The organism is Nocardia sp. NPDC041819, from assembly GCF_055590505.1.
The window spans coordinates 984,199-1,006,925 of record NZ_JBVJAP010000001.1 but is presented as its reverse complement, the minus strand read 5'-3'; the positions used below and the strand labels follow the sequence as shown (position 1 = coordinate 1,006,925).

The following is a 22,727-nucleotide window of genomic DNA, read 5'->3' as shown; positions in this document are numbered from 1 at the left end:
GCGGCCACCGAACGGGGGCTGATCCTCGATCCCGATGCCGTCCGTGCGGTCTGGGAAGACGCCAGTTCGGTCAGATAGCGCACGGCGCGTATGCGGCGGTTTCATCCAGCGGCGAAATAGGCTTGGATCTGGTAGCCGCAAGGGCTTCGGAATCCGAATAAGCCCCGAACCGGTCTGCGGCGGTTCGGGGCTCGTTCAGGGGTATTCGTGCCTACCATCTGATCGCTCAAACAGTTGACCATTCGAATCTATCCCGCCCACACTTGGCTCGGACCGCATCCGACCGACGCCCGTGCGCCCGGCAACTGCGAGACACTCGACCACTCGGGCCTGACCGGGATGCGGTGGGTTCCGAGTCGTCCTCGACGAGCAGTAGGGCCACGCCGGCCCGGCCGGCTCAGAAATGGGGCGGCGCCGCCCGGAGGCAGGTCACAGCGTCCGGCCGAAGTGCGCCGCCACCGTGTCGACGGCGACCGTCACCTGGGGTTCCTGATCGTAGAAGTCGAACTGGGTGCCCTGCGTCCAGAAGAAGTCCTTCGGACCGGCCAGCCCGGCGTGGAACCGGCGAGCGCCCTCGGGTATCGCGGCGTCCTCGCTGTGCACGAGGACGGTGGGCTGGGTGATCTTCGGCGCGGTGGCGATCGAGTCGTAGGTGAGCCAATCGATCCACGACATGACCGCGAACCGATTGGGCCAGGCCGGAATCCCACCGCGAGCCGGGTCGAGATAGAAGTCGATCCGATAGGGCATGGCGGCGCCGTCCTCGGCGCTGCCGACCACCGGCACGTACTCGATAGCACCAGAGGCCTCGAACCGCGTCCGTGCCGCGCGGCCCGCCGCGATCTTGGCCGCGACCTCGTCCGCGCCACCGTAGGCCTGCGCACAGACGGCGGCGTCGTGCAGCCAGGGCGCGACCAGCGCCAGCGATCGTACGCGCGGATCGTGGGCGGCGGTGCCGGACATATACATCGCCGCCGCGCAGATCCCGAGTGCGCCGATCCGGTCCGCGTCGACCGCGGCGTGCGCGGCCAGGAAGTCCACCGCGTGACCGATATCGGCGATCTTGCGGTCCGGCGATTCGACGTCGCGCGGTTTCCCGCCGGATTCACCGAACCCGGTGAAATCGAAAGACAGTGCGGCATAGCGGCGTTCGGCCAGCCTCCGGGCGTAGCGGTCGGCCATCATCTCCTTCACGCTGGTCCAGGTTCCGGCGACCACCACGCCGGGCACCGGCCCCGTTGTGTCCGGCAGAAAGAGGTTGCCGACGAGTTTCACACCGGCGCTGTCGAATTCGACCTTCATCAGTTCGTCTTCCTTTCCGTACGACGAGATCAGGGTGGGTCAGGGCAGGAGTCCGCGGTTGCCGTCGCCCCACACGGCGGTCATCACCACCCCGCGGATGCGCCAGGCGCCCTCGATCCGGACGAGGTCGAACCGGTAGCTGCCACCCAGGGTCCACAGCGACGCACCGAACGCCTCGGCCTTGCGGTGGGTCGCCTGGAACGACGCGGTGCAGATCGCACTGTCTGCGTCGATGTCGACCAGATGGTTCACCAGCAGGTGCTGGGTCGAAGCGAAGCCGCCCAAGGTGTCCCGCCAAGCGGCGACGATCTGGCCGGGTGTCAGGGTGACCGCCTGTCCGCCGTTGAGACTGGTGTAGTCGAGCGTCACCTTCTCGGCGAATATGCCTGCGAGGGCGTCCCATTCACGGTGATCGGTGTACCAGGCCATGCGGGTGCAGGTGTCGATGACATCGAGACGATCCATGCGCTCAGCTTCTCCGTCCGGCCGGCCCGGCTGGTAGAGCACCGGCTGCACAGTGTGCTGCAGGAAGCTGCAATCGGGGCGGCGACCTTCGGTGGCCTGACGCGGAGGGCCGCGGTGCCGCTACCGGCGAATTGTTTGAATGGCCCCGTCCGACATCCTTCCCTCAGTCGGTAGCGAACGCGGCGGTGTGCGCGACAGCCCAGTCGGTGAATGTGCGCGGTTCGTGTCCGGTTACCTCCCGGACGGTCGGGTAGACCTGTGACTCGTCGAGTGAGCCGTCGAGATAGAAGTCGGCGAAGGCCGCGGCGTACTCCGGGGGCAGGGTGGCCGCGAGTTCGGCGCGGGTCTCGTCGTCGGTCAGTTCGCGGCAGACCAGGGGACGGTCGAGTACTTCGGCGAGGATGGCGATCTGGTCGGCGGGGCGCAGGGCCGCTGGGCCGGTAAGGTCCAGGATCCGGTCAGCGAACGCATCGTCGGTGAGCGCTCGCGCGGCGACGGCGGCGATGTCGGCCGGGTCGATCGCCGCGACCGGCACCCGGGGGAACCGCACGCGGACGACGTCACCGGCCGCGAGCTGGGGCAGCCAGCGGAACGCGTTCGACATGAACGAGCGCGGCCGCAGGAACGTCCACGCCAGCCCCGACTCCCGCACCGCCTGCTCGGACCGGGCCATGGAGCGCGCGACCACATTGGCCGAATCCACCAGCTCGGCCGATCCGCTCGACAGCAACACAACGTGTTGCAGCCCGGCCGATTTCGCTCGTTCCAGCAGTGCGGACAGGTTCGCGTGGCCGGGCAGCAGGAACATCGCCCGCGCCCCGTCGACAGCCTCGGACATGGTGTCGGGCGCGTCGAGGTCGCCGGATACCGCCGTCACTCCGGGCGGCAGCGCGACGCCGTCGATGTCGCGCACCAGCGCCCGCACCGGCTGCCCGGCCCGGCGCACCGCCGCCACCACTTCCGAGCCGACATTTCCGGTCGCACCGGTCACCAGGATCACTGCTCCTCCTTCATTCCACCCACAGCCCGTCTCACGCGGGCCCCACCAGGGGATAGCCCCCGCGAACCCCAGCTTCACCCAGCGCACCGTCGCACTTGAAGAGCAGTCGCTGCACCGCGGGGTGCAGGAAGCTGCACAGCCTCAGATCCAGCCCTTCTCCTTGACGAGCAGGGCAGCCTGGAACCGGGTTCGGGCGCCGAGCCTGTCCATCACCGCCGCGACATGCGCGCGGAACTTGCGGACCGAGATGTTGATCGATCGCGCGGCCGATTCATCGGTGTCGTGGCAGGTCAGCGCGTGCAGGACACGCAATTCCGTTGGTGAGAAAGGTGGTTCGGCGACGTCGTGCGCGAGCGCCCACATCCGGTCGAAGACGCCGACGAGCAACCGCGCCAGGCTGGTACGGCGGATCTGTATCACGTCCTCGCCCGGCCCGGCCGCGACGAAGACCACCGAGCGATTGACGATCGCGAGGGGACCGATCTGCTGGGTGGTCACCCGGTGTAGATCGCCGAGGGAGTGGCGGCGCCTGGCGTGCGCCACCTGGGCGGGATCTTCCATGGCATCGATCGGGAAGATCACCCGGCTGCGCAGACCGGCCGCGAGCTGACGCTCGTATCCAGCTCGTACGCGCCAGAAGGGGCTGTGGCGTGGATCGGCTTGGATCGACAGCAACTCATCCGGTTGCCGGGCCAGCAGTTGCTGGATGCGCCGCCCGGATTCCGCACCGCCGGGCAAGAATTCGACGGTCCCCGCCGGCTTGCCGGTGCGGTGTTCCTCCCCCCATTCCCGCAGGGCGTCCCAGGCGGCGCCGAGTTCGGCGAATTGTCGCTGCGCCTCGCTCAGCCGCCTGCGGACCAGTACGTCCACCGCCGTGACGGGAGACACCGCGGACAGATCGTCGTTCAGCAGGCCCAGCTGCCGCAGTTCACCGAGCACGAGGTGATCGGCCGGTGCGAGCGCCGCCGTGCGGTTGCGCTCTTGGAGCAGAAACCGGTACACCCGCTCCTGGTCGGGGGTCAGCCCCAACCGGTCCAGGGTCATCGCGGCTGACTCACCGGTCGGGGCCGCCGCTCCAGCCACCACTGCGCGATCAGCAGCGACAGCGTCCATCCCAGCCAGGTGCCGATGCCTGCGATGGTCTGGACGAGCAGTGTCTCGTCACCGTGGAAGGTCGTGTCGAGGCGGGGATCCAACACGAGGAAGAGAATCGCCCCCAGGACGCGGTTGAGCACGATCGACAGGGTCAGCGCGAAGCTACGGATCATCCACCGGCGGTGGTCGCCGAATCGACGGCGGCGGGCCATCCGCCAGCCTGCGATCGTAGTGAGCAGCCACAGGACCGACAGCATCACGTTGCTGACCCGGGCGACCGGTCCGAACGGGCTCGTCGCCCCGATCACCAGACCGATCAGCCCGGCGGGCAGTACCCCGGCGACGACATAGACGCGGCCCAAGCCGCGGTGCAGTCCGGGATAGGTCCGGCGAAACCACGGCCACACCTGGAAGCCGCAGACCAGGATCGCCACCGAACCGCAGACGACATGGGCCACCAGCAGGGGGTAGTGCAGCGCGAAGCCAGGATCGGGGACTCGGGACAGTGAGCGGTCGAAGGTGAGATAGGGCGGCAAAGAGAACGCGACGAAGGCGCAGACCAGAACCAGCAGCGGTCCCGTCCACGGTCGTTGCCACCAGGTTCTGCGGGGCGGCGCGGGAACGGGGGGAGGCGATTGGCGGGTCGGAATACTCATGGTGGACCATCCGGGAAGCCGAGACGACAAGTACTGCGTACAAGCTACGCGTAGCGTATGCCATACGCAATAAGGAGGGACTGTGACCGATGAACTGCCACCGGTGGCACGGCTGCTGTGGTCGGGCCACCGGCCGACCGGCCGGGGGCCGAAACCGGCTCTCACCCTCCACCGCATCGTCGCCGCGGCCGTGGAGGTGGCGGACGCGGATGGGATCGGGGCGCTGTCGATGCAGCGTGTCGCCAAGCAGCTGGGCGCGGCGACCATGTCGCTGTACCGGCATGTGCCCAGCAAGGACGACCTGGTCTCGCTGATGTTCGACGCGGTGATGGGTGACCCGCCCCGGTTGCCTGCCGACGACTGGCGAGCGGCGCTGCGACAATGGGCAGGCGCGACCAGGGAGCTGTACCTGCGCCATCCGTGGGTGCTGGTGGTCGGCACCGGCAATCGGTTCATGGGACCGAATGAAGCCGCCTGGGGCGAGGCCGCCATGCGCGCCCTCCTGGACGGCGGGTTGCCCCTGGCGGTCGTCACCGAGGCGCTGTTATCGGTCAGCGCGTTCACCAGTGGGGTGACCCGGCTCGAGATCGATCCCGGCCTCGGGCGCGACACGGCCGGCCACACCGGGCCGGTGCTCGATCCGGCCGTGTTCGTCGAATTCGGCGGGCCGGATCGGTTTCCCGCCCTGGCGGCGGTCGCCGCCGCGGGCTCGCCGGACGACCGTGGCGCGGACGCCGGGGCAGGATCAGTGTTCGCATTCGGGCTAGCGGCGCTGCTCGACGGCATCGCCGCGCTCCTGCGCGAGTGATCCCGCACGCTCTCCTTCCGGGGAACCGGAGGCTTGGCCGGCTTCGCCCGATGGGCTACGCTGTTCGGCGATGACTACCGGGACGGCATTGCGCCACACACGGATTGGTTACCCGGCGCTCTTCTGAGCGCCGTTCGGGCCGTCCACGGCCCGAACCAGCCATTCGATCGAGGACCTCGCGCCGGTGCGCGGGCCCCACCTCCGTCGTGATGATCACACGCTGCACAGATCGCTCACGACAGGAGAAATCATGCCCGCACGCTTCAACCACACCATCATCGCGGCGAAGGATCGCCACGAGTCCGCGGCGTTCTTCCGCGACCTCTTCGAGTTCGCCGAAGCCCCCTCGTGGGGAGTGTTCACCAACCTGCTCTGCGAGGACGGGGTGCTGCTGCAGTTCGCCGAACCACCGGTCGAGGACATCCAGATGCAGCACTACGCCTTCCTCGTCGACGACGAGCTGTTCGAACGGGCCTACGGCAAGCTGCGTGAGCGGGGTATCGAGCACGCGGCCGACCCGTTCTTCCAGCGGCCGGGCACCACCAACACCGAACACGGCGGACGCGGAGTCTATTTCCGCGACCCCGCCGGGCACGGAATCGAGATGATCACCCGGCCATATCTGTGACCTGCCGCCGATATCGTTGCGACCCCGCGCTTTGCGTTTCGCCCGGCCGGGGTCGCGGCGGCGGCTGCATCGGATTCCGCGTGGCATTGCGGAGATTGCGGATCCACCTCGTCGTTACGCCGACGGAGGCGCTGACGGTCAGTAACATGAGCGTTGCTCATTTTCATGATCAGCAGGAGAGCGTGATGCCGCCGAAGACTGTCGGTCAGCGCCGTCGTCCGACGCAGGAGCGTGCGAAGGCGACCAGGGAGCACATTCTCGATACGGCCGCGCGGTTGTTCGGCGAGCGCGGTATCGCCAATACCTCGACCAACCGGATCGCGGCGGAGGCCGGTGTCAGCATCGGGACGGTCTACCGCTACTTCGCCGATCGCGCCGTCCTGGTCGAGGAGTTGCTCGAGCGGCTGCTCGAGACCATCGAGCGGCGCTTCACGCAGCAGGTGTTCAACTTGTCGGAGAGATCGATCCAGCAGATCGTCATCGATGTCCTTCAGGTGATCACCGGGGAACTGGTCGCGAACGCGCAATTGGTTCGCGCGCTGGTCGGTGGAGTGCAGTTCTACAGCAGTGGTATCCCGGAGTTCGAGCCGCGGCTGCGTCTGCTGGTCAAGGTGATTTTGATCCAAATTCTGGGCCCGGGAGACGATCACGAGTACGACGTGATGACGTTCGTCTTCATCAACACCGGCTTCGCGGCGGTCCTACGCGCGTCGGCCCTGGATGTGGACAGTCATGCCCGCACGGAGGCAATCGAGATGACCGGACGGATGATCGGCGCCTGGCTCGAGGCCGAAACCAGGGTTACCGCCGTGTGACAGATGCCTGCGCGGCACGGCGACGATTTTCACCGACTGCCGCATATGGCATTGCGCGGTCGCCTGCCGTTCGAGGACCGCACTGGGGCGGCACTTCGCCATCACCGATGGGACAACGGAGCTGTCCACGACGTTCCGTGCGGTGTGAGAAAAGTGAGCGGGTCACCATGCTTTAGCTCCGGAACACTCCCCAGTCCGCAGCCGCATTCCAGTTTCTCCTGTTCAGAGCTGTTTTGGGGTCATCGGTCGGCTCGACGAAAGCGGAGTAGTAACTGATCGAGGACTCGGATTACCGTTTGATGACGAGGTGAACAACCGGTAACGCCGAGGCGCAGCACGATTGCTCCTGCGGGGACGGTTCGAGCTTGGACGTGGCCGCGCATGTGCGGTGGCAAGGAGGTCACACGTGATGATCGAAGACATCGCTCACCCTGCGGTCGATCCGGAAGGGCAGCCGGTCATCCGGCCGCTGCACGATGTGCACCGACTCGCCCGCGAAGTGGTCGCACACGTCGCCGAGACGGTGGCGCCCTGCCGCACGCGGCCGGGTGGCGCGGTCGGCGCCGACGTCGCCGAGGTGGTCCGTGCGTGCATGCAGTGGGCCATCCAGCGATTGGACGGGCAGGCGGTGCCGGACCGCATCGACTGTTTGCAGGTCGCCGCAGCCGGATGGGCGCGCGAGGGGATTCCGGTCGACGCCGTCCTGCACGCGGTTCACGTGGGGTTCAAGTTCGGGCTCGGCCTGCTGTTCGGCGAGCGTGGATCCACGCATCGCATCGACATCTCCACCGGCACCGCGACCGTAGTGGAGCTGTTGAATCTACTGACGTCGACGGTCAGCAAAGCCTACGTCCGCGAATACAAGGCCATCGCCGCCGAACACCACACCGCGGTGCACACCCTGACCTCGGCGCTGCTGGGCGGGCACGCGACATCCGCGATGGCCCGCGAATGCGGAATACCCCTCGCCGACCAATATTTCGTGCTCGCCCTCGCCGTGCCCGCGCATCCCGACGAAACCCGTCCCCGGCTCGACAGCCAGGTCGTCGCGCGGCGCAAACTCCGCCGCCTCCAGGCCGCTCTCGCGGGCCTGTTCGATGACCGAGCACTGTCGCTGTTGTCGGTCGACGGGGGAACCATCCTCATTCCCGGTACCCGGCCCGGCGATCCCGGCGACGACATAGACCTCGACAAGGTCGTCGCGACACTTTCCGGCGCCGCGCAGGTGCCGGTCACCGCCGGCGTCGTGTGCGCCGGTCCCGACGAGGTCTCCGCCGCGGCTGTCCAAGCGCACGAACTGCTGGACACGGTGCAACAACTGGGACGTGGACCAGGGTTGTACAGGTTCCCCGAGCTGGCGCTGCACTATCAACTGACCCGCCCCGGCGTCGGTCGAGACCAGCTCCGCACACACCTCGCCCCGCTGATGGACCATCCGGAGCTGTTGGAGACCCTGCGGACTCATCTCGACACGGGCATGCACCGCTTGCGCACCGCGCGGCGACTGCATGTTCATCCGAACACCGTCGATTACCGGCTGCGGCGCATCGCGCAGCTCACCGGCTTCGACCCCGCGGACGGCAGAGGCCTGTGGTATCTGCGGTCGGCGCTCATCGCCTCGGCCGTCAGCGACCTTCCGAGCGAGGTACCGGCCGGCACCCGCCGCCCGGCCTGAAGAAGCACCCGCCACCGGTCGGCGAGCGGCGGTCGGGCTGCGAAGAATACGGACGTGCGGCATCGGCGGCACGAATGCTCATGGAGGTGCATGCGGTGGCCGGACGGGTACCCAAAGGTCGCCTGGCGAGAAGTGGCCGCCTCGGCGGCCTGGCCGCCGGCCAGGCGGCACGCGGGGTCGGGACCCGGCTGTCGATGATCGGCAGAACCGAGGAAGCCCGGCGGGTTCTCGCCGAGCGCTCGACGTTGCAGACGGCGCAGCAACTCGTCACGGTGCTCGGCGCCATGAAGGGCGCGGCGATGAAGCTGGGGCAGATGCTGTCGGTCCTCGAGGTCGACCTCGTGCCCGAATCGCACCGTGAACTGTTTCGCACCAAGCTCGCCGAACTGCGGGATCGCGCGCCGGTCGTGCCGTTCGCCGCGATGAAGCAGGTGATCGAGGACGACCTCGGGCCGTTGGGGCGCGTGTTCGCCGACTTCGACGAGACACCGATCGCCGCGGCGTCGATCGGGCAGGTGTATCGGGCCCGGTTACACGACGGACGCACCGTGGCGGTCAAGGTGCAATACCCGGGGGTGGACGCGGCGATCCACGCGGACATGCGCAATCTGGAAGTGCTCAGCAAGCTGTGGAAAACCGTCCTGCCGAGCGCGGCCGACACCGCCGTGCTGGACGAGATCGCCCGCAACATCGGCAACGAACTCGACTACCCCCGCGAGGCCCGGACCCAGCACCGGGTAGCGATGCGCTACCGCGACCACCCCTTCATCACCGTTCCCGACAGCATCGAAGAGCACTGCACGCGAAGCGTTCTCGTCTCCGAGTACGTCGAGGGCGGTGATTTCCAGCGGATTCGATCACTGCCAGCCGCCGATCGCGATCGCCTCGGCGAGTTGATCTACCGCTTCTACATCAGTGCGCTGTTCCGCGACAACGAGTTCTGCGGCGACCCGCATCCGGGCAACATCCTGCTCGCCGCCGACGGCAGGCTGGCGTTCGTCGATTTCGGGCTCTACGACCACATGGACCCCGTGCACGTGGACTTCGAGCGCGCGTGTCTGCGGGCCGCCGGTGAACACCGCGCACGAGACCTGTACGACGCCTGGGTCGGACGCGGCATCATCGACCCGGACGCGGGAGTCACCACACAGGAATGCCTGGATTATGTGTGGGCCGCCGCGGGATGGCATCTGCTCGACGAACCGATCACCGTCACCCCCGAGATCGCCACCGGCGCGGTCATCCTCGCCATCGACCCGCGAGCCGCCGAGTTCAAAGGTATGCGCCACCAACTACTCCCGGCCGAGCACGTCTTCTCCCGCCGCGCGGACCTGTTCACCTTCGCCGCGCTCGGCCAGCTCCACGTCACCAACAATTGGCATCGACTCGCGCGGGAGTGGCTCTACCACGAGCCCGCCACCACCGACATCGGCCAGGCGATCGAGCAGTGGCAACGCGACCGGGAACACCGAGCGTGACCCCCACGGCATTGGACCCGCGCCGCGTACGGCACCCAACGGATATGCGCGCGCACTCCGCGTGAAGTCCACGCCGATGGGTAGCCCACGGGCGTGACCGAACCCGGAAACAAGAACGCACCCGAACTGGGCGACCAGACCGACACTTCCCACCCTGACGACCTGGACCTGGAGACCCGCGAAACCCCCGACAACGAGGACGTGAACGAAGAGGCGGGCACCGTCGAACCACCCGACTGAGCACGGTTTCACCCACCGCGGCCGGGGAATTCCGACCGCATGGGTATCACTGTCGCCGTCACCGGGCCGACCGGCGAGATCGGCATCTCCGCCGTCTCCGCACTCGAACTCGACCCGACGGTCGACCGGATCCTCGGAATGGCCCGCCGGCCGTTCGACCCCGCGGCACACGGCTGGACCAAGACCGAGTACCGGCAGGGCGACATCCTCGACCGAGCCGCCATGGATGCCTTGGTCGCGGATGCCGACGTGGTGATCCATCTGGCGTTCGTGATCATGGGCTCGCGGGAGGAGAGCGCGCGGGTGAATCTCGCGGGCACCCGCAATGTCTTCGAGGCGACGGTGGCCGCCGAGCGGGTCCGCCGCCTGGTCTACACGTCCTCGGTCGCCGCCTACGGCTACCACCCGCGTAATCCCTCCCCCATCACAGAAGACGTGCCGCCCGATGGCTCGCCCGAGCACTACTACTCCGAGCAGAAGGCCGCGTGCGAGGCGGCGCTCGCCGAGATCACCGCCGGCTCCGGTCTCGAGGTGTTCGTGTTGCGGCCGTGCATCGTGGCCGGACCGAAAGCGCCGGCTCTGCACGACCTGCCATGGGAGAAACTTCCCGGCCCACTGCGCACTCTGGCCCGCTCGAACCCGCTGTTCAAACCGGTGATTCCCGACCCGGGCCACCCACTGCAACTCGTCCACCACGACGACGTGGCCGCCGCCATCGCGCTGGCCGCGACTGCGGCGGCGCCGCCCGGCGCCTACAACATCGCGGGCGATGGCACCCTCACGCTGTCCGAGGTGGTCGCCGCGCTGGGCGGCAGGCCGGTGCGCGTTCCCGCGGTCGCCGCCACCGCCGCGTCCGCCGCCCTCGCCCGCCTCCCGTTCATGCCCGCCACGCTCGAATGGCTGCACATCGTCCGCACTCCCGTGGTCATGGACACCAGCCGCGCGAAGCGGCAGCTCGGCTGGCAGCCCGCGCATACCTCCGCGGAGACCCTCGCGGCACTCGCCGCCGCCCGCTGAGCCGCGCGGTCCGGCGTCCGGACGTCGTCGCGGATCGCTACGCGTGCGCGGCCATCCGCCGGTCGATCACCGACAGGGCGAACTCCGCCCAGCGGACGTTCTCTTGTTCGAAGGAGATGCCACGCAGCAGGGTGAGATACGGGCCGACTCGTTCGGCCTCGGCGAGATACGCCTGTTCGCTGCGGCCGTTCAGCAGCCGGGTGCGCAGCCGTTCGTATCGCGCCAGCTTCGCCTTCGACCAGTCCAGGCGCTCGGCCACCGTGGCGCGCACCGCCGCAGCGTCCTCGACGTCCATGCCCTGGACCTTCACCATCATCTCGTCGCGGATGGCGGTCGGTTTGGCGGGCTCGGCGACGAACTCGTGCAGCGCCGCCCGCCCGGCGGGGGTGATCGCGTGCAGGCGCTTGTTGGGGCGGCGCTCCTGGTGAACGATCCGGGTCTCGATGAGACCGTCGGCCGCCATGCGTTCCAGTTCCTTGTACAGCTGCTGGGGCGTGGCCATCCAGAAGTTCGCCACCGAAGCGTCGAACCCCTTGGCCAGGTCGTAGCCGGACGCCTCGCCTTCCAACAGGGCGGCCAACACCGCGTTACGTAGCGCCATCCACCCAGGCTAGCACCGGATACGAATAATCAATTAGTTGTCCTCCGACCCCTGGACATCCTGCGTGAGCCGCAACTACTGTTCAGTACACCTATTCAACTTCTTGAGTATGAGAGGTGCACATGCATCCCTTCCGGGCAGCCGTGGAGGCCCGCGACGAGGCCGCCATCGAGGCACTGCTGGCCGACGACGTCGTGTTCACCAGTCCGGTGGCGTTCAAGCCCTATCCGGGCAAGGCCATCACCGCCGCGATCCTGCGCGCGGTGATCCGGGTCTTCGAAGACTTCCGCTACGTACGCGAGATCGCCGATGCCGACGGCCGCGATCACGCGTTCGTCTTCGAGGCCACCGTCGACGGGAAGCAGCTGACCGGCTGCGACTTCCTGCATTTCGACGATGACGGCAAGATCGACGACTTCACCGTCATGGTGCGCCCGCTTTCGGCCGCACAGGCCCTGGCCGCGCGGATGGGCGAGCAATTCGAACGCATCAAGGCCGAAGCCATCGCACAGCTCGAGGGTGAGGCGAGCGGAGCATGAGCGACTACGACGCCGTGGTGGCCGGCGCGGGCAGTGCCGAGCCGACCGCCGCGGCGTTGCAGCGTACCTGCGATCGCACACCTGCGACCCGCGGCGGTTACTCGCGGTATGTCGCTCTCGGCGACAGCCAGACCGAAGGCGTCGGCGACGGCGACGGCGACGGCGACGGCGACGGCGACGGCGACGACCGGATCGGAGTGCGCGGCTTGGCCGACCGCCTCGCCGAACGGCTCGCCCAGGACAATCCCGATTTGCACTACGCCAATCTCGCGGTCCGCGGCAAACTCGCCCGGCAGGTGCACGCCGAACAACTCGATGCCGCACTCGCCCTGCGACCGGACCTCGCCACCGTCATCGCCGGTGTCAACGACCTCCTGCGACCGGGATTCGACGCCGACGAGGTCGCAGGCCACCTGGACGCCATGTTCGCCGCGCTCACCGCGCAGGGCGCGGTCGTGGCCACGGTGACCTTCCCCGACATCGCGCGCATCACCCCCCTCGCCCGGCCGTTCAGCAACCGCGTCACCGCGCTCAACCTGCGCATCCGCGACTCGGCCGCGAGCCACGGCGTCGTCGTCGCCGAAACGGCGCGGCACGCCGTGGTCACCGATCCCCGTCTGTGGAGCCCCGACCGGCTGCACGACAGTCCGCTCGGGCATCAGCGCATTGCCGACGCTCTGGCGCACGCGCTGCGGCTGCCCGGCGCCGACGACGGCTGGACCAGCCCCGTGCGGCCACCACTGGTGGCACGAGGCCCGGTCTCCGCTACCGCGTACGAACTGCGCTGGGCGGCGACCTTTCTCGGCCCATGGCTACGGCGCCGGGTCACCGGACGGTCCTCCGGTGACGGCCGCACCGCCAAACGCCCCCGGTTACGCCCGGTTCTCGACCACCGGAACTCGATGGAATAGCCGCGATCGGCGCGGCGAAACCGCGCCGGTCATACTTTTCTGAATATCCACTTCTCCCGTTCGCTTTCTCGATTGATCAGCAACTGCGGTTGATTGTTCTGGATGACGCCGATGACGAATTCGTCGTCACTGGTGGCGATCGGGGATATCTCGGGGAACTCGGGCATATCCCAGCCCCAATGCTCGTCGGTGCACAGCAACCGCCCATTCGCACGATTCGCCGCGAGATGCCCGCCGGTTTTCTTGTTGACGATGTCGAAGTCGCCCTCTTCGGGATTGGCCGGGCACGTCCACAGTTGGGCCTCGTCGTCGGCGGCACGCTGTCGCATGGTCACACTCTCCGCGCCGCCGTCGACCGCGAGTGCTTGGCCGGTTTCATAGTTGATGATTTGATATGTGGTGGCAGTCTTCTCAGCCATGGTCTCGTCCTCACTGTGTGAGCGCACCGCTACCGAGCTCGACACCGCCGGTGACGCTGCGCTGATCTCGTAGTCGTCGTCCGAGGCGAATCGCCGGGAGCTAGTACAGCAGAATCGGCGCCACGCCGGAGCGAATTCCATCAGCCGTGACCTGATCGCCGTCGTCTCCCGCCACTCGATCCGAAATCGCGCGCTATTTCATCCGAAAAAGGTGAGGGAAGCCCCCGTTGCGCGTTCATATGCTGCGAAGCGGCGCGAGAATCACTGCCATCCACCGACGTTCGCGCCGATTTCTCGGACTCCGCGTGCACGATCCGAAGGGAGACGACCGATGACCGGAACCGGCATGGACGCCAAGCGAAAGACCGTACCTCTGTCATCGCTGACCGAGGGGGCGCCTGCCGAGCGAAGCTCGCCCGGCTGGTACAAGCTGTACAACGACACGGATATGTATGTCTCGGTCTTCCGGCAAGAATGGGAAAAGCCCAAATCGCTGTTCATTCTCGCTCCCGGCCAGACCAGCTCGGAATACGAGGCCGGGCACGAGATCTGCATCCTCTGGATAACGAACGTCGGCACCGAGTCGACGCCCATCACCTGGGACAGTTCCGGCGGGTTCAGCTGCGAGTACGTGCAGAGCGGCTACACGCAATCGAACCAGGTGAACAACGTGAGTTCCTTCCTGTAGGTGACGGCCACGGAGGTATCACGATGAAGGCCCTGCAGTACCGGACCATCGGGTCCGCGCCCGAGCTGGTCACCGTGCCCGACCCGGAGCCCGGTCCCGGGCAGGTGCTGCTGAAGGTCTCGGCGGCGGGAGTGTGCCACTCCGATATCGCCGTGATGTCCTGGCCGGAGAGCGAGTTCCCGTACCGGTTGCCGCTGACGCTGGGCCACGAGGGCGCCGGAACGGTCGCCGCCCTCGGCGACGGGGTCACCGGCTTGGCGGTGGGTGATTCGGTCGCCGTCTACGGGCCGTGGGGCTGCGGGATGTGCCCGCCGTGCGCGACCGGCAAGGAGAACTACTGTTTGCGTGCGGCCGAACTGGGCATCTTCCCGCCGGGATTGGGCGCTCCGGGCGCCATCGCCGAGTACCTGCTCGTGGATGCCGCTCGCCATCTGGAGCCGCTCGACGGGCTCGACCCCGTGCGGACTGTGCCGCTGACCGATGCCGGCTTGACGCCGTATCACGCCATCAAGCGGTCGCTGCCGAAACTCGTGCCGGGCTCCACGGCGGTGGTCATCGGCGCGGGCGGGCTGGGCCACGTCGCGATTCAACTGCTGCGGGTGATGAGCCCCGCCCGGGTGATCGCGATGGACGTCAGCGCGGACAAACTCGAGCTCGCGCGATCCGTCGGCGCCCACGAGGCGGTGGCCTCCGACGAGCGGGCCGCCGACCGGGTCCGGGAACTCACCGATGGCCGTGGCGCCACCGCGGTGTTCGACTTCGTCGGCGCCACGACGACGACGGCCACCGCCGCCGCGTGCGTCGCGATGGAAGGTGACGTGACGATCGTCGGCATCGCGGGCGGGACCGTCGCGGTCGGTTTCGGGGTGTTGCCGTTCGAGGTCAGCGTGACGGCGCCGTACTGGGGCAGTCGCGGTGAACTGCGCGAAGTGCTCGACCTCGCCCGAGCGGGTGCGGTCGAGGTGCATGTCGAGACCTTCGCCATGGACGAGGCGCCGCTGGCCTACCAGCGGTTGCACGAGGGAAAGATCACCGGGCGCGCGGTGATCCTGCCCAACGGATGAGCCGAAGGGCGGGGCCAGCCGACGATGTGGCCGAAAGTGTGGATTTTCTGACCTCAGGTGTTTGGCCTAGGTCTTTGTCGAGGTCATAGCGTTGTCGCCATGAGCACACCTTCGATCGTCATCATCGGCACCGGATTCGGCGGGCTCGGCATGGCGATGGAACTGCGGCGTGCGGGCCTGCACGATTTCACGATCCTGGAGCGGGCCGAGGACGTCGGCGGCGTCTGGCGAGAGAACACCTACCCGGGCGCGGGCTGCGACATCCCCTCGCCGCTGTATTCCTATTCCTACGCGCCGCGCACCGACTGGCCGAAGCGATTCTCCCAGCAGCCCGACATCCTCGCCTATCTGCGCGGCATCGCCCGCGATCACGACCTGCTGCCCAAGATCCGCTTCCGCAGCGAGGTCACCGAGGCCGAGTTCGACGACGCCACGGGCCGGTGGACCGTGCGCACCGCCGACGGCGCCCAGCTGACCTGCGATGTGCTGATCTCCGCGGTCGGGCAGCTCTCGCGGCCCGCGCTGCCGAACATTCCCGGTGTGGAGAGCTTCCGCGGCACGGCCTTCCATTCCGCCGAATGGGATCACGAGGCCGACCTGACCGGCAAGCGGGTGGCGGTGATCGGCACGGGCGCCAGCGCGGTGCAGTTCGTGCCCGCGATCGCGCCCTCGGTAGCGCATCTGACGCTGTTCCAGCGCTCGGCGGCGTGGATCATGCCGAAGCCGGACATCGAGTACAAAGCGTGGCATCATCGCGCCTTCCGGCTGCTGCCGGTCACCCGCCTCACCGAGCGCTTCGCGTTCTGGCTGTTCTGCGAGTTCCTCTCCCTGGGCATCGTCGACGTGCCGGTCATCCGCAAGCTGGTGACGCGGATCGGCCTGCGGCATCTGCGGCGTCAGGTGGCGGACCCGGGTCTGCGGGCCGAGCTGACCCCGGACTATCCGGCCGGCTGCAAGCGGGCGCTGTTCTCCAACGACTACCTGCCCGCGCTCACCCGGCCCAACGTGACGGTGGAGACCACCGCGATCACCGAGATCACCCCGGAGGGCGTGCGCACCGCCGACGGTGCGCTGCACGAGGTGGACGCCGTCATCTACGGCACCGGGTTCAAGGGCACCGAATTCCTCTGGCCCATGCGGATCTCGGGCCGGGGCGGGCGCAAGCTGGCCGACGAGTGGTCGCAGGGCGCTCGGGCGTATCAGGGCATCACGATGCCCGGTTATCCGAACTTGTTCCTGATCTACGGTCCGAACACCAACCTCGGTGTCGGCTCGATCGTCTACATGATCGAATCGCAGGCCCGCTACATCCGCCAGGCCGTCCAAGGTCTCGCCGAACGCCCCGGCCACGTGCTCGAGGTGCGTCCCGAAGTCGAAGCCCGCTTCGATCGCCTGCTGCAGCAGCGTCTCGACCGCACGCCGTGGAACTTCTGCTCGAGTTGGTATCGCAACGCGGCCGGGCGGATCACCAACAACTGGCCGGGCACCGTCACCAGCTACCGGTGGCGCACTCGCAAGCTCGACGCCGCGGACTTCGAAACGAGGAAAGTCGCTTGACCCGGCCCGCCCCTTCCGCGGCAACAACTTCGACAACTGGTGGAGATCAGATGACGTTCGACTACGACGTGGTGGTCGTCGGTTCCGGCTTCGGCGGCAGCGTGACCGCACTGCGACTGACCGAGAAGGGTTACCGGGTCGGCGTGCTCGAGGCGGGAAGGCGCTTCGCCGACGACGAGTTCGCCGAAACCTCCTGGGACGCGCGCAAGTACCTGTGGGCCCCTGGACTCGGTTGCTTCGGCATCCAGCGGCTGACGCTGCTGAAGGACACCTTCATCATGGCGGGCGCGGGCGTCGGCGGTGGCTCGCTGGTCTACGCGAACACGCTCTACGAGCCGCCGGACAAGTTCTACCAGGACCGCCAGTGGGCGCACATCACCGACTGGAAGGACGAGCTCGCTCCGCACTACGACCAGGCCAAGCGGATGCTGGGCGTCACGGCCAACCCGGCGACAACGCCGTCGGACCGCGTGCTGGCCGAGATCGCCGAGGAGATGGGCGTCGGCTCGACCTACCGCAGCACGCCGGTCGGCGTCCTGTTCGGCGGCAACGGCGTACGGCCCGGTCAGGATGTGCCCGACCCGTACTTCGGCGGCGTCGGCCCCGCCCGCAGCACCTGCACGCACTGCGGCGAATGCATGACCGGCTGCCGCCACAACGCCAAGAACACCTTGGTCAAGAACTACCTCTATCTCGCCGAGCAGGCCGGGGCGACGGTACACGCGCTCACCACGGTGACCGATGTGCGTCCACTGCCCGGCGGCGGCTACGAAATCGCCACTGTCCGCACCGGACGCTGGGTCCGTAAGGCGCGCCGCAAGTTCACCGCCGAGCAAGTCGTCTTCGCCGCAGCCGCCCTGGGCACTCAGAAACTGTTGCACCGGCTGCGCGACCGCGGTTCGCTGCCGGACATCTCCCCGCGCCTGGGCGAGCTCTCGCGCACCAATTCCGAGGAACTGCTCTCGGTGCGCAGCCGCCGCAAGGACTCCGACTTCACCAAAGGGGTGGCGATCACCTCCTCGATCCACCCCGACGACGACACCCACATCGAGCCGGTGCGCTACGGCAAGGGCAGCAACGCCATCGGCCTGATCGGCACCGCCATGATCGATCCGGACGGGCACACCCCGAAGCTGCGCCTGTGGGCGCGGACGATGCGCAAGCTCGGCCGCGACGCTCTGCACCTGCAGAACCCGCGCGGCTGGTCGGAACAGATGATCGGGCTGCTGGTGATGCAATCGGTCGACAACTCCATCACCACCTACACCAAACGCGGTCTGTTCGGTCGCAAGATGACCACCAGACAGGGTGTGGGCGAACCGAATCCGACCTGGCTCCCGGCCGGGCACGAGGTGGCCCACCGGGTCGCCGACAAGATCGACGGCATCGCGGGCGCCGGCTGGAGCGCCCTGTTCGACATCCCGATGACCGGGCATTTCATCGGCGGTTGCGTCATCGGAGACTCCCCCGAGACCGGCGTCGTGGATCCGTACCATCGGATGCACGGATATTCGGGGCTGCACGTCATCGATGGCTCGACCATCTCGGCCAACCTCGGTGTGAACCCTTCGCTCACCATCACCGCGCAGGCCGAACGGGCCGCCGCTCTGTGGCCGAACAAGGGTGAGCCGGATGCCCGTCCGCAGCTCGGCGCGCCCTACCGGCGCATCGCCCCGGTGCCGCCCCGCAATCCGGTGGTCCCGGCCGATGCGCCTGCCGCGCTACGGCTGCCGATCGTCGAGATCAAAGGGCCGGTCGTCCGGTCCGAACCGGCCGGCGACCAACGCGGCTGAGCACCGAAATCGTGGACGGGTGATCCGGGTAAGGCGCTGATGAGGCGTTCGGTCAACCGCGCCAGACCCGCACCGGCCAGGTCGCGCAGCCGCGCGATACGTCCTGTGACCGCCAACAGCAATGCCGTGACCGGACCGTGGACTTCGGGCCCGGTGCCGTACGACCAGTCGATATCGGTGGCGCGCAGGCGGATCCCGCGCAACCGCCGGCGATCGAACACCGGCCTGCCGAGAGTGACCGCGTGGGCGATAGCCATAGCGGCGGCCGGCGGGGGAAGGTCGAGAGTACGTCCGAGCGGGATGGCGATGTCCTGCCCGTGGGACCACGCTGTCCATCAGGACGTGTGCCTGACCGAACGCGGCGGGCGAGCGGCCGGTTTCGCCAATTCGGTGGCCGAACGCGTCGAGCGGGAATGGGCGGCGCATCTGGGCGCCCAGGGAATGCGGCAGCTGCGGCAAGCGCTGAATCGCCTGCGCGAGATCACCGACCCCTACCCTGCCGCCGCGAGCAGCGACCGGTAGCCATCAGAATCGGGAGCGATCATCACATGAGCGAAGATCGGGGTCCTACGCCACTGCGCTACAACCAGACTGGCCTGCGCGGAAGGCTCGCCCGGTTGCTCGTCGAGGAGGCCACCGACGAGATCGATTGGCCCGCGGACCTTCCCTCCGGTACCGACACCGTGGTGATCATCGATGACCAGCCGAACCCCCATCACACCTTGCGCGTGCACCCCCAGGATGACCCCACCCGCGTCGCCTTGGTCGTGTACGACCAATTGGCGCTCTGCGACGACCGGCCGCGCATGGATCCGCGACGAATCGAGCTCGATCGCAGGCACAGCCGGGAGATGGGTTCGCTGTTCGCCCGGTTCCTCGACGCCCACCCCGATGTCGAATCCGAAGTGCACGCAGCACAACCGACTCCGGAGCAAGAGGACGCGTGGACTGCCTTCAGCGCTGAACTCTTCGCTCGGCAACAGGCCGAGCGATCCGCCCTTGCCTCGGAGATCGAAGCCGAGCGGCGGTAGGCGACGACGCCGCCTACTTTCGCCCGATTCACACCGGAACCCCTCCGTAGGTCCGCCGGTATTTCGCTTGCAGGAACGACAGGACCCCGAACGCCATCAAGCCGAGGGATACCAGGATGAGCAGCCAAGGACCGAGGGTACTGCCGGCGAAATCGTGCAGTACCGCATCGACGCCTTTGACGTTCGCCGGCTCGTAGTTCGCGGCTGCCACCACCGCGGCGAGCCCGATCCCCATGACGATCAATCCCCGTGCCAGATAGCCGAACCGGCCCAGCCAGATCACGCTTTCACGGGACGACTGGGTCATCCAGCCCATCCGCAGGTCGTCTACGAAAGCCAGACGAAGCCCGCGCAGGGTGGTCAGGACGCCCAAGGCGAGGATGACCAAGCCGATCAACAGGACGACCACTTGCCCACCGTCCCAGGCCAGGATCCGGGCGGTCACGTCGCGTGCGACGGCCTCACCGGGCTGCGGCGTCCGGCCGTCCACGACGAACCGCAGGATGACGAAGAACGCTATGGCGTAGACCAGCCCGATGGCCAGCGCGCGCAGGCGAAGTCCGCTCGGGCTCCCCGCGGGCGCGCCGGCAGCCTGCGCCAGCCGCCACGCGGCCAGGGCGGCGAATCCGAGGGCAAGAATCCACAGCAGGAGATATCCCAACGGTTTACCGGCGAGCGCGGCGAGCGCCCCGCCCGCGGTCGGCTCATGTTGCGCCATGCCGACCGCCAGCATGAAGGCGAGAATACCGATGACGATGTAGGCGATTCCGCGGGCGATGAAGCCGAAACGCGCGGCCCCCGCCAATCCCCCGGAGCCCGCGTGCCTGCGCGGACCCCTGCTGTCACGCCACCGGCGGCCGCCGTACCGGCTGCGCCAGCCGCTTCCGTAACCGCTGCGCCACCGGCCGTACCCCCCGCTGCGGGTGCGGCGCCGTCGATATCTGTCAGCACTTCGGAACAAGCTCATGATTCTCACCTCTCCATGGACCGTATTGCCCACTTCGGGTGGAATAACCGGACGAACATCGTCGAAAAGCGTGAAACCGTAGCGCCGCTCAGGACTGGGCGGTCACTTCGGGACAGGCAGATAATCCTGCACGGCGTCGACGGATCGCGAAAGGCGGTGCGTCCCAGCGCAGCCGATCTCCTCATCGCCTCTCCGGCCCGAAATCGACCGGTCCATCCGCTCGACATGTCCCGACCTTTCCGGCGCTACCGCCGCCCCACCCCGGAGCGCACGCCTGGAATTGTGCCGAATAAACCAGAACCACCGTTTACTTTCAGCTATCGTACGGTGGCAGAGCAACCGCTCTGCGGGACACCGGGGATGCCGGCGCGGCCGAGGATCCGGGGAGCCCGCGCAGGCCGGGCGGTCGGGCACCGACCGCTCCGTTCTACTGAGGAGCCGCATGTACCCCGGCGCACACGTCGACCGATTCCCTGACAAACCGGCTGTTGTCCGCGCCGAGAGCGGTGAAGTGCTGACCTATCGGGAACTCGAGGAGAACTCGGTCCGGCTGGCCCGCCACCTGTACGACGCGGGGTTGCGCAAAGGTGATCATGTCGCGCTGCTGTCCGGGAACGACCCGAAAGTCTACGAGGTCTACTGGGCGGCATTGCGAACCGGGCTTTACATCACCGCCGTCAACCGGCATCTGTCGCCGAGCGAGATCAGCTACATCGTCAACGACTGCGGAGCCAGGGCGCTGATCGTGTCGGCTGGTCTCGCCGACGCCGCCGAGCAGATCGTGGCGCAGACCCCCTCGGTCGATATCCGCCTCGCCTTCGGCGGCCCGGTGCAGGGGTACAAGTCCTATGAGGACGCCCGGGCGGCGGCCTCGCCCGAACCCCTGCCGGACCAGCCGCGCGGCGCGGACATGCTGTATTCCTCGGGTACCACCGGACGGCCCAAGGGAATCAAGCAGCCCCTGCCGGACCGGCAGGTCGGCGATGCGCCCGGCGACACCTATACCGCGATCTTCGGCCCGCTCTACGGATTCGACACCGAGACGGTCTACCTCTCCCCCGCCCCCCTCTATCACGCCGCGCCGCTGCGCTTCGGTGGCGTGGTCCACGCGCTCGGCGGAACTTTGGTGATCATGGAGAAATTCGACGCCGAGCAGGCGCTGGCCGCCATCGAGCGCTACCGCGTGACGCACAGCCAGTGGGTGCCGACCATGTTCGTCCGGATGCTGAAGCTCGACGAGGCGGTCCGCGCCCGCTACGACGTGTCCAGCCTGCGGGTCGCCGTGCATGCGGCGGCACCGTGTCCGGTCGACGTGAAGCGGGCGATGATCGATTGGTGGGGCCCGATCCTGCACGAGTACTACGCCTCGACCGAGGCCAACGGCGCCACCTTCATCGACAGCGAGCAGTGGTTGCGCAAGCCGGGCTCGGTCGGCAGGGCCGGTCTGGGGACGATCCGGGTGTGCGGCGACGACGGCGCGGAACTGCCCACCGGTGAGATCGGCACCGTCTATTTCGAACGCGACGAGATCCCCTTCGCCTATCACAACGACCCCGCCAAGACGGCGGAGGCGGTCCACCCCGAACACCCGACCTGGACCACCACCGGCGATATCGGCTACGTGGACGAGGAGGGCTATCTGTTCCTCACCGACCGCAAGGCCTTCATGATCATCTCCGGTGGCGTGAACATCTACCCGCAGGAGGTCGAGGACGCGCTCGCCCTGCACCCCCGGGTACTCGACGTGGCGGTGATCGGCGTGCCCGACGAGGAGATGGGCGAATCCGTCAAGGCGGTCGTCCAGCCGGCGCCGGGCGTCGAACCGGGCCCGGAACTCGCCGCAGAGCTGCGCGACTACCTGCGCGAGCGCATCGCCCACTACAAGGTGCCGAAGAGTTTCGATTTCGCCGACGACCTGCCCCGGACCCCCACAGGGAAGCTGGTCAAGGGCAAACTCCGCCGGCGGTACGTGTGAGTG

General features: G+C 67.8%; 24 protein-coding genes. 16 read left to right on the top strand and 8 right to left on the bottom strand.

Annotated features, from left to right (window positions below; translation table 11 throughout):
* Window positions 1-429 precede the first annotated feature (429 nt).
* The 5 genes from ACZ6DL_RS04825 to ACZ6DL_RS04805 all read right to left on the bottom strand — a co-directional run bounded on the left by ACZ6DL_RS04825 (window position 430) and on the right by ACZ6DL_RS04805 (window position 4,518).
* Entirely contained in the window at window positions 430-1,302 is an 873-nt protein-coding gene (locus ACZ6DL_RS04825) for an alpha/beta hydrolase (protein WP_466049020.1), read from the bottom strand.
* A gap of 39 nt (window positions 1,303-1,341) precedes the next feature.
* A complete protein-coding gene (locus ACZ6DL_RS04820; RefSeq protein WP_466049018.1) occupies window positions 1,342-1,767 on the bottom strand; it encodes a nuclear transport factor 2 family protein in 426 nt (141 codons plus the stop codon).
* A gap of 163 nt (window positions 1,768-1,930) precedes the next feature.
* Window positions 1,931-2,767, bottom strand: a complete 837-nt coding sequence (locus ACZ6DL_RS04815) for an NAD(P)H-binding protein (RefSeq protein ID WP_466049017.1) — start codon at window positions 2,765-2,767, stop codon at window positions 1,931-1,933.
* A 141-nt stretch (window positions 2,768-2,908) separates the two neighbouring features.
* On the bottom strand, window positions 2,909-3,811 hold the full coding sequence (locus ACZ6DL_RS04810) for a hypothetical protein (protein WP_466049016.1): 903 nt from the start codon (window positions 3,809-3,811) through the stop codon (window positions 2,909-2,911).
* On the bottom strand, window positions 3,808-4,518 hold the full coding sequence (locus tag ACZ6DL_RS04805; protein WP_466049014.1) for a DUF2306 domain-containing protein: 711 nt from the start codon (window positions 4,516-4,518) through the stop codon (window positions 3,808-3,810). The genes ACZ6DL_RS04810 and ACZ6DL_RS04805 overlap by 4 nt, the downstream gene beginning before the upstream one ends.
* Before the next feature lie 82 nt (window positions 4,519-4,600).
* Here ACZ6DL_RS04805 and ACZ6DL_RS04800 point away from each other — a divergent pair, with 82 nt between their 5' ends.
* From ACZ6DL_RS04800 to ACZ6DL_RS04770, 7 genes are all read left to right on the top strand, one after another.
* Window positions 4,601-5,326, top strand: coding sequence for a TetR/AcrR family transcriptional regulator (locus tag ACZ6DL_RS04800; protein ID WP_466049013.1), 726 nt, complete (start codon window positions 4,601-4,603; stop codon window positions 5,324-5,326).
* Between the two features lie 250 nt (window positions 5,327-5,576).
* Entirely contained in the window at window positions 5,577-5,954 is a 378-nt protein-coding gene (locus tag ACZ6DL_RS04795) for a VOC family protein (protein WP_063052280.1), read from the top strand.
* A 185-nt stretch (window positions 5,955-6,139) separates the two neighbouring features.
* Window positions 6,140-6,769 (top strand): TetR family transcriptional regulator, encoded by a 630-nt coding sequence (locus tag ACZ6DL_RS04790; protein WP_466049011.1) that lies wholly within the window; start codon window positions 6,140-6,142, stop codon window positions 6,767-6,769.
* Between the two features lie 409 nt (window positions 6,770-7,178).
* A complete protein-coding gene (locus ACZ6DL_RS04785) occupies window positions 7,179-8,444 on the top strand; it encodes a PucR family transcriptional regulator (RefSeq protein ID WP_466049010.1) in 1,266 nt (421 codons plus the stop codon).
* 95 nt (window positions 8,445-8,539) lie between these two features.
* Window positions 8,540-9,922 (top strand): ABC1 kinase family protein, encoded by a 1,383-nt coding sequence (locus ACZ6DL_RS04780; protein WP_466049008.1) that lies wholly within the window; start codon window positions 8,540-8,542, stop codon window positions 9,920-9,922.
* Between the two features lie 93 nt (window positions 9,923-10,015).
* A complete protein-coding gene (locus tag ACZ6DL_RS04775) occupies window positions 10,016-10,162 on the top strand; it encodes a hypothetical protein (protein WP_466049006.1) in 147 nt (48 codons plus the stop codon).
* Between the two features lie 39 nt (window positions 10,163-10,201).
* Window positions 10,202-11,179 carry an NAD-dependent epimerase/dehydratase family protein gene (locus tag ACZ6DL_RS04770; protein ID WP_466049005.1) on the top strand — a complete coding sequence of 326 codons (978 nt, stop codon included), beginning with the start codon at window positions 10,202-10,204 and terminating at the stop codon, window positions 11,177-11,179.
* Window positions 11,180-11,216: 37 nt separating this feature from the next.
* Here the strand turns inward: ACZ6DL_RS04770 and ACZ6DL_RS04765 are convergent, their stop codons facing one another.
* The gene (locus ACZ6DL_RS04765) at window positions 11,217-11,780 is read right to left on the bottom strand and encodes a PadR family transcriptional regulator (RefSeq protein ID WP_466049003.1); all 564 of its coding nucleotides are present in this window, start codon (window positions 11,778-11,780) and stop codon (window positions 11,217-11,219) included.
* A gap of 122 nt (window positions 11,781-11,902) precedes the next feature.
* Between ACZ6DL_RS04765 and ACZ6DL_RS04760 the strand changes: the two genes are divergently transcribed.
* Window positions 11,903-12,319: a nuclear transport factor 2 family protein gene (locus tag ACZ6DL_RS04760; protein WP_466049566.1), complete on the top strand. Its 417-nt coding sequence runs from the start codon at window positions 11,903-11,905 to the stop codon at window positions 12,317-12,319.
* Window positions 12,316-13,230, top strand: a complete 915-nt coding sequence (locus ACZ6DL_RS04755; RefSeq protein WP_466049001.1) for an SGNH/GDSL hydrolase family protein — start codon at window positions 12,316-12,318, stop codon at window positions 13,228-13,230. The genes ACZ6DL_RS04760 and ACZ6DL_RS04755 overlap by 4 nt, the downstream gene beginning before the upstream one ends.
* 29 nt (window positions 13,231-13,259) lie before the next feature.
* Here the strand turns inward: ACZ6DL_RS04755 and ACZ6DL_RS04750 are convergent, their stop codons facing one another.
* The gene (locus ACZ6DL_RS04750) at window positions 13,260-13,649 is read right to left on the bottom strand and encodes an RICIN domain-containing protein (protein ID WP_466048999.1); all 390 of its coding nucleotides are present in this window, start codon (window positions 13,647-13,649) and stop codon (window positions 13,260-13,262) included.
* 331 nt (window positions 13,650-13,980) lie between these two features.
* Here ACZ6DL_RS04750 and ACZ6DL_RS04745 point away from each other — a divergent pair, with 331 nt between their 5' ends.
* The 6 genes from ACZ6DL_RS04745 (at window position 13,981) to ACZ6DL_RS04720 (ending at window position 19,782) form a co-directional block, all read left to right on the top strand.
* Entirely contained in the window at window positions 13,981-14,337 is a 357-nt protein-coding gene (locus tag ACZ6DL_RS04745) for a hypothetical protein (RefSeq protein WP_466048997.1), read from the top strand.
* A gap of 23 nt (window positions 14,338-14,360) precedes the next feature.
* Complete coding sequence (locus ACZ6DL_RS04740) at window positions 14,361-15,401, top strand: NAD(P)-dependent alcohol dehydrogenase (RefSeq protein WP_396978884.1); 1,041 nt, start codon at window positions 14,361-14,363, stop codon at window positions 15,399-15,401.
* A 99-nt stretch (window positions 15,402-15,500) separates the two neighbouring features.
* Window positions 15,501-16,958, top strand: a complete 1,458-nt coding sequence (locus ACZ6DL_RS04735; RefSeq protein WP_466048995.1) for a flavin-containing monooxygenase — start codon at window positions 15,501-15,503, stop codon at window positions 16,956-16,958.
* A 50-nt stretch (window positions 16,959-17,008) separates the two neighbouring features.
* Entirely contained in the window at window positions 17,009-18,751 is a 1,743-nt protein-coding gene (locus tag ACZ6DL_RS04730) for an FAD-dependent oxidoreductase (protein ID WP_466048994.1), read from the top strand.
* 306 nt (window positions 18,752-19,057) lie between these two features.
* Window positions 19,058-19,273, top strand: a complete 216-nt coding sequence (locus ACZ6DL_RS04725) for a hypothetical protein (RefSeq protein ID WP_466048993.1) — start codon at window positions 19,058-19,060, stop codon at window positions 19,271-19,273.
* A gap of 26 nt (window positions 19,274-19,299) precedes the next feature.
* Window positions 19,300-19,782 (top strand): DUF7161 family protein, encoded by a 483-nt coding sequence (locus ACZ6DL_RS04720; protein ID WP_466048991.1) that lies wholly within the window; start codon window positions 19,300-19,302, stop codon window positions 19,780-19,782.
* Between the two features lie 28 nt (window positions 19,783-19,810).
* Here the strand turns inward: ACZ6DL_RS04720 and ACZ6DL_RS04715 are convergent, their stop codons facing one another.
* Window positions 19,811-20,749, bottom strand: coding sequence for a DUF1206 domain-containing protein (locus ACZ6DL_RS04715; protein WP_466048990.1), 939 nt, complete (start codon window positions 20,747-20,749; stop codon window positions 19,811-19,813).
* Between the two features lie 442 nt (window positions 20,750-21,191).
* On the opposite strand from ACZ6DL_RS04715, the gene ACZ6DL_RS04710 reads away from it, so the two are divergent.
* On the top strand, window positions 21,192-22,724 hold the full coding sequence (locus ACZ6DL_RS04710; protein ID WP_466048988.1) for an acyl-CoA synthetase: 1,533 nt from the start codon (window positions 21,192-21,194) through the stop codon (window positions 22,722-22,724).
* Window positions 22,725-22,727 lie beyond the last annotated feature (3 nt).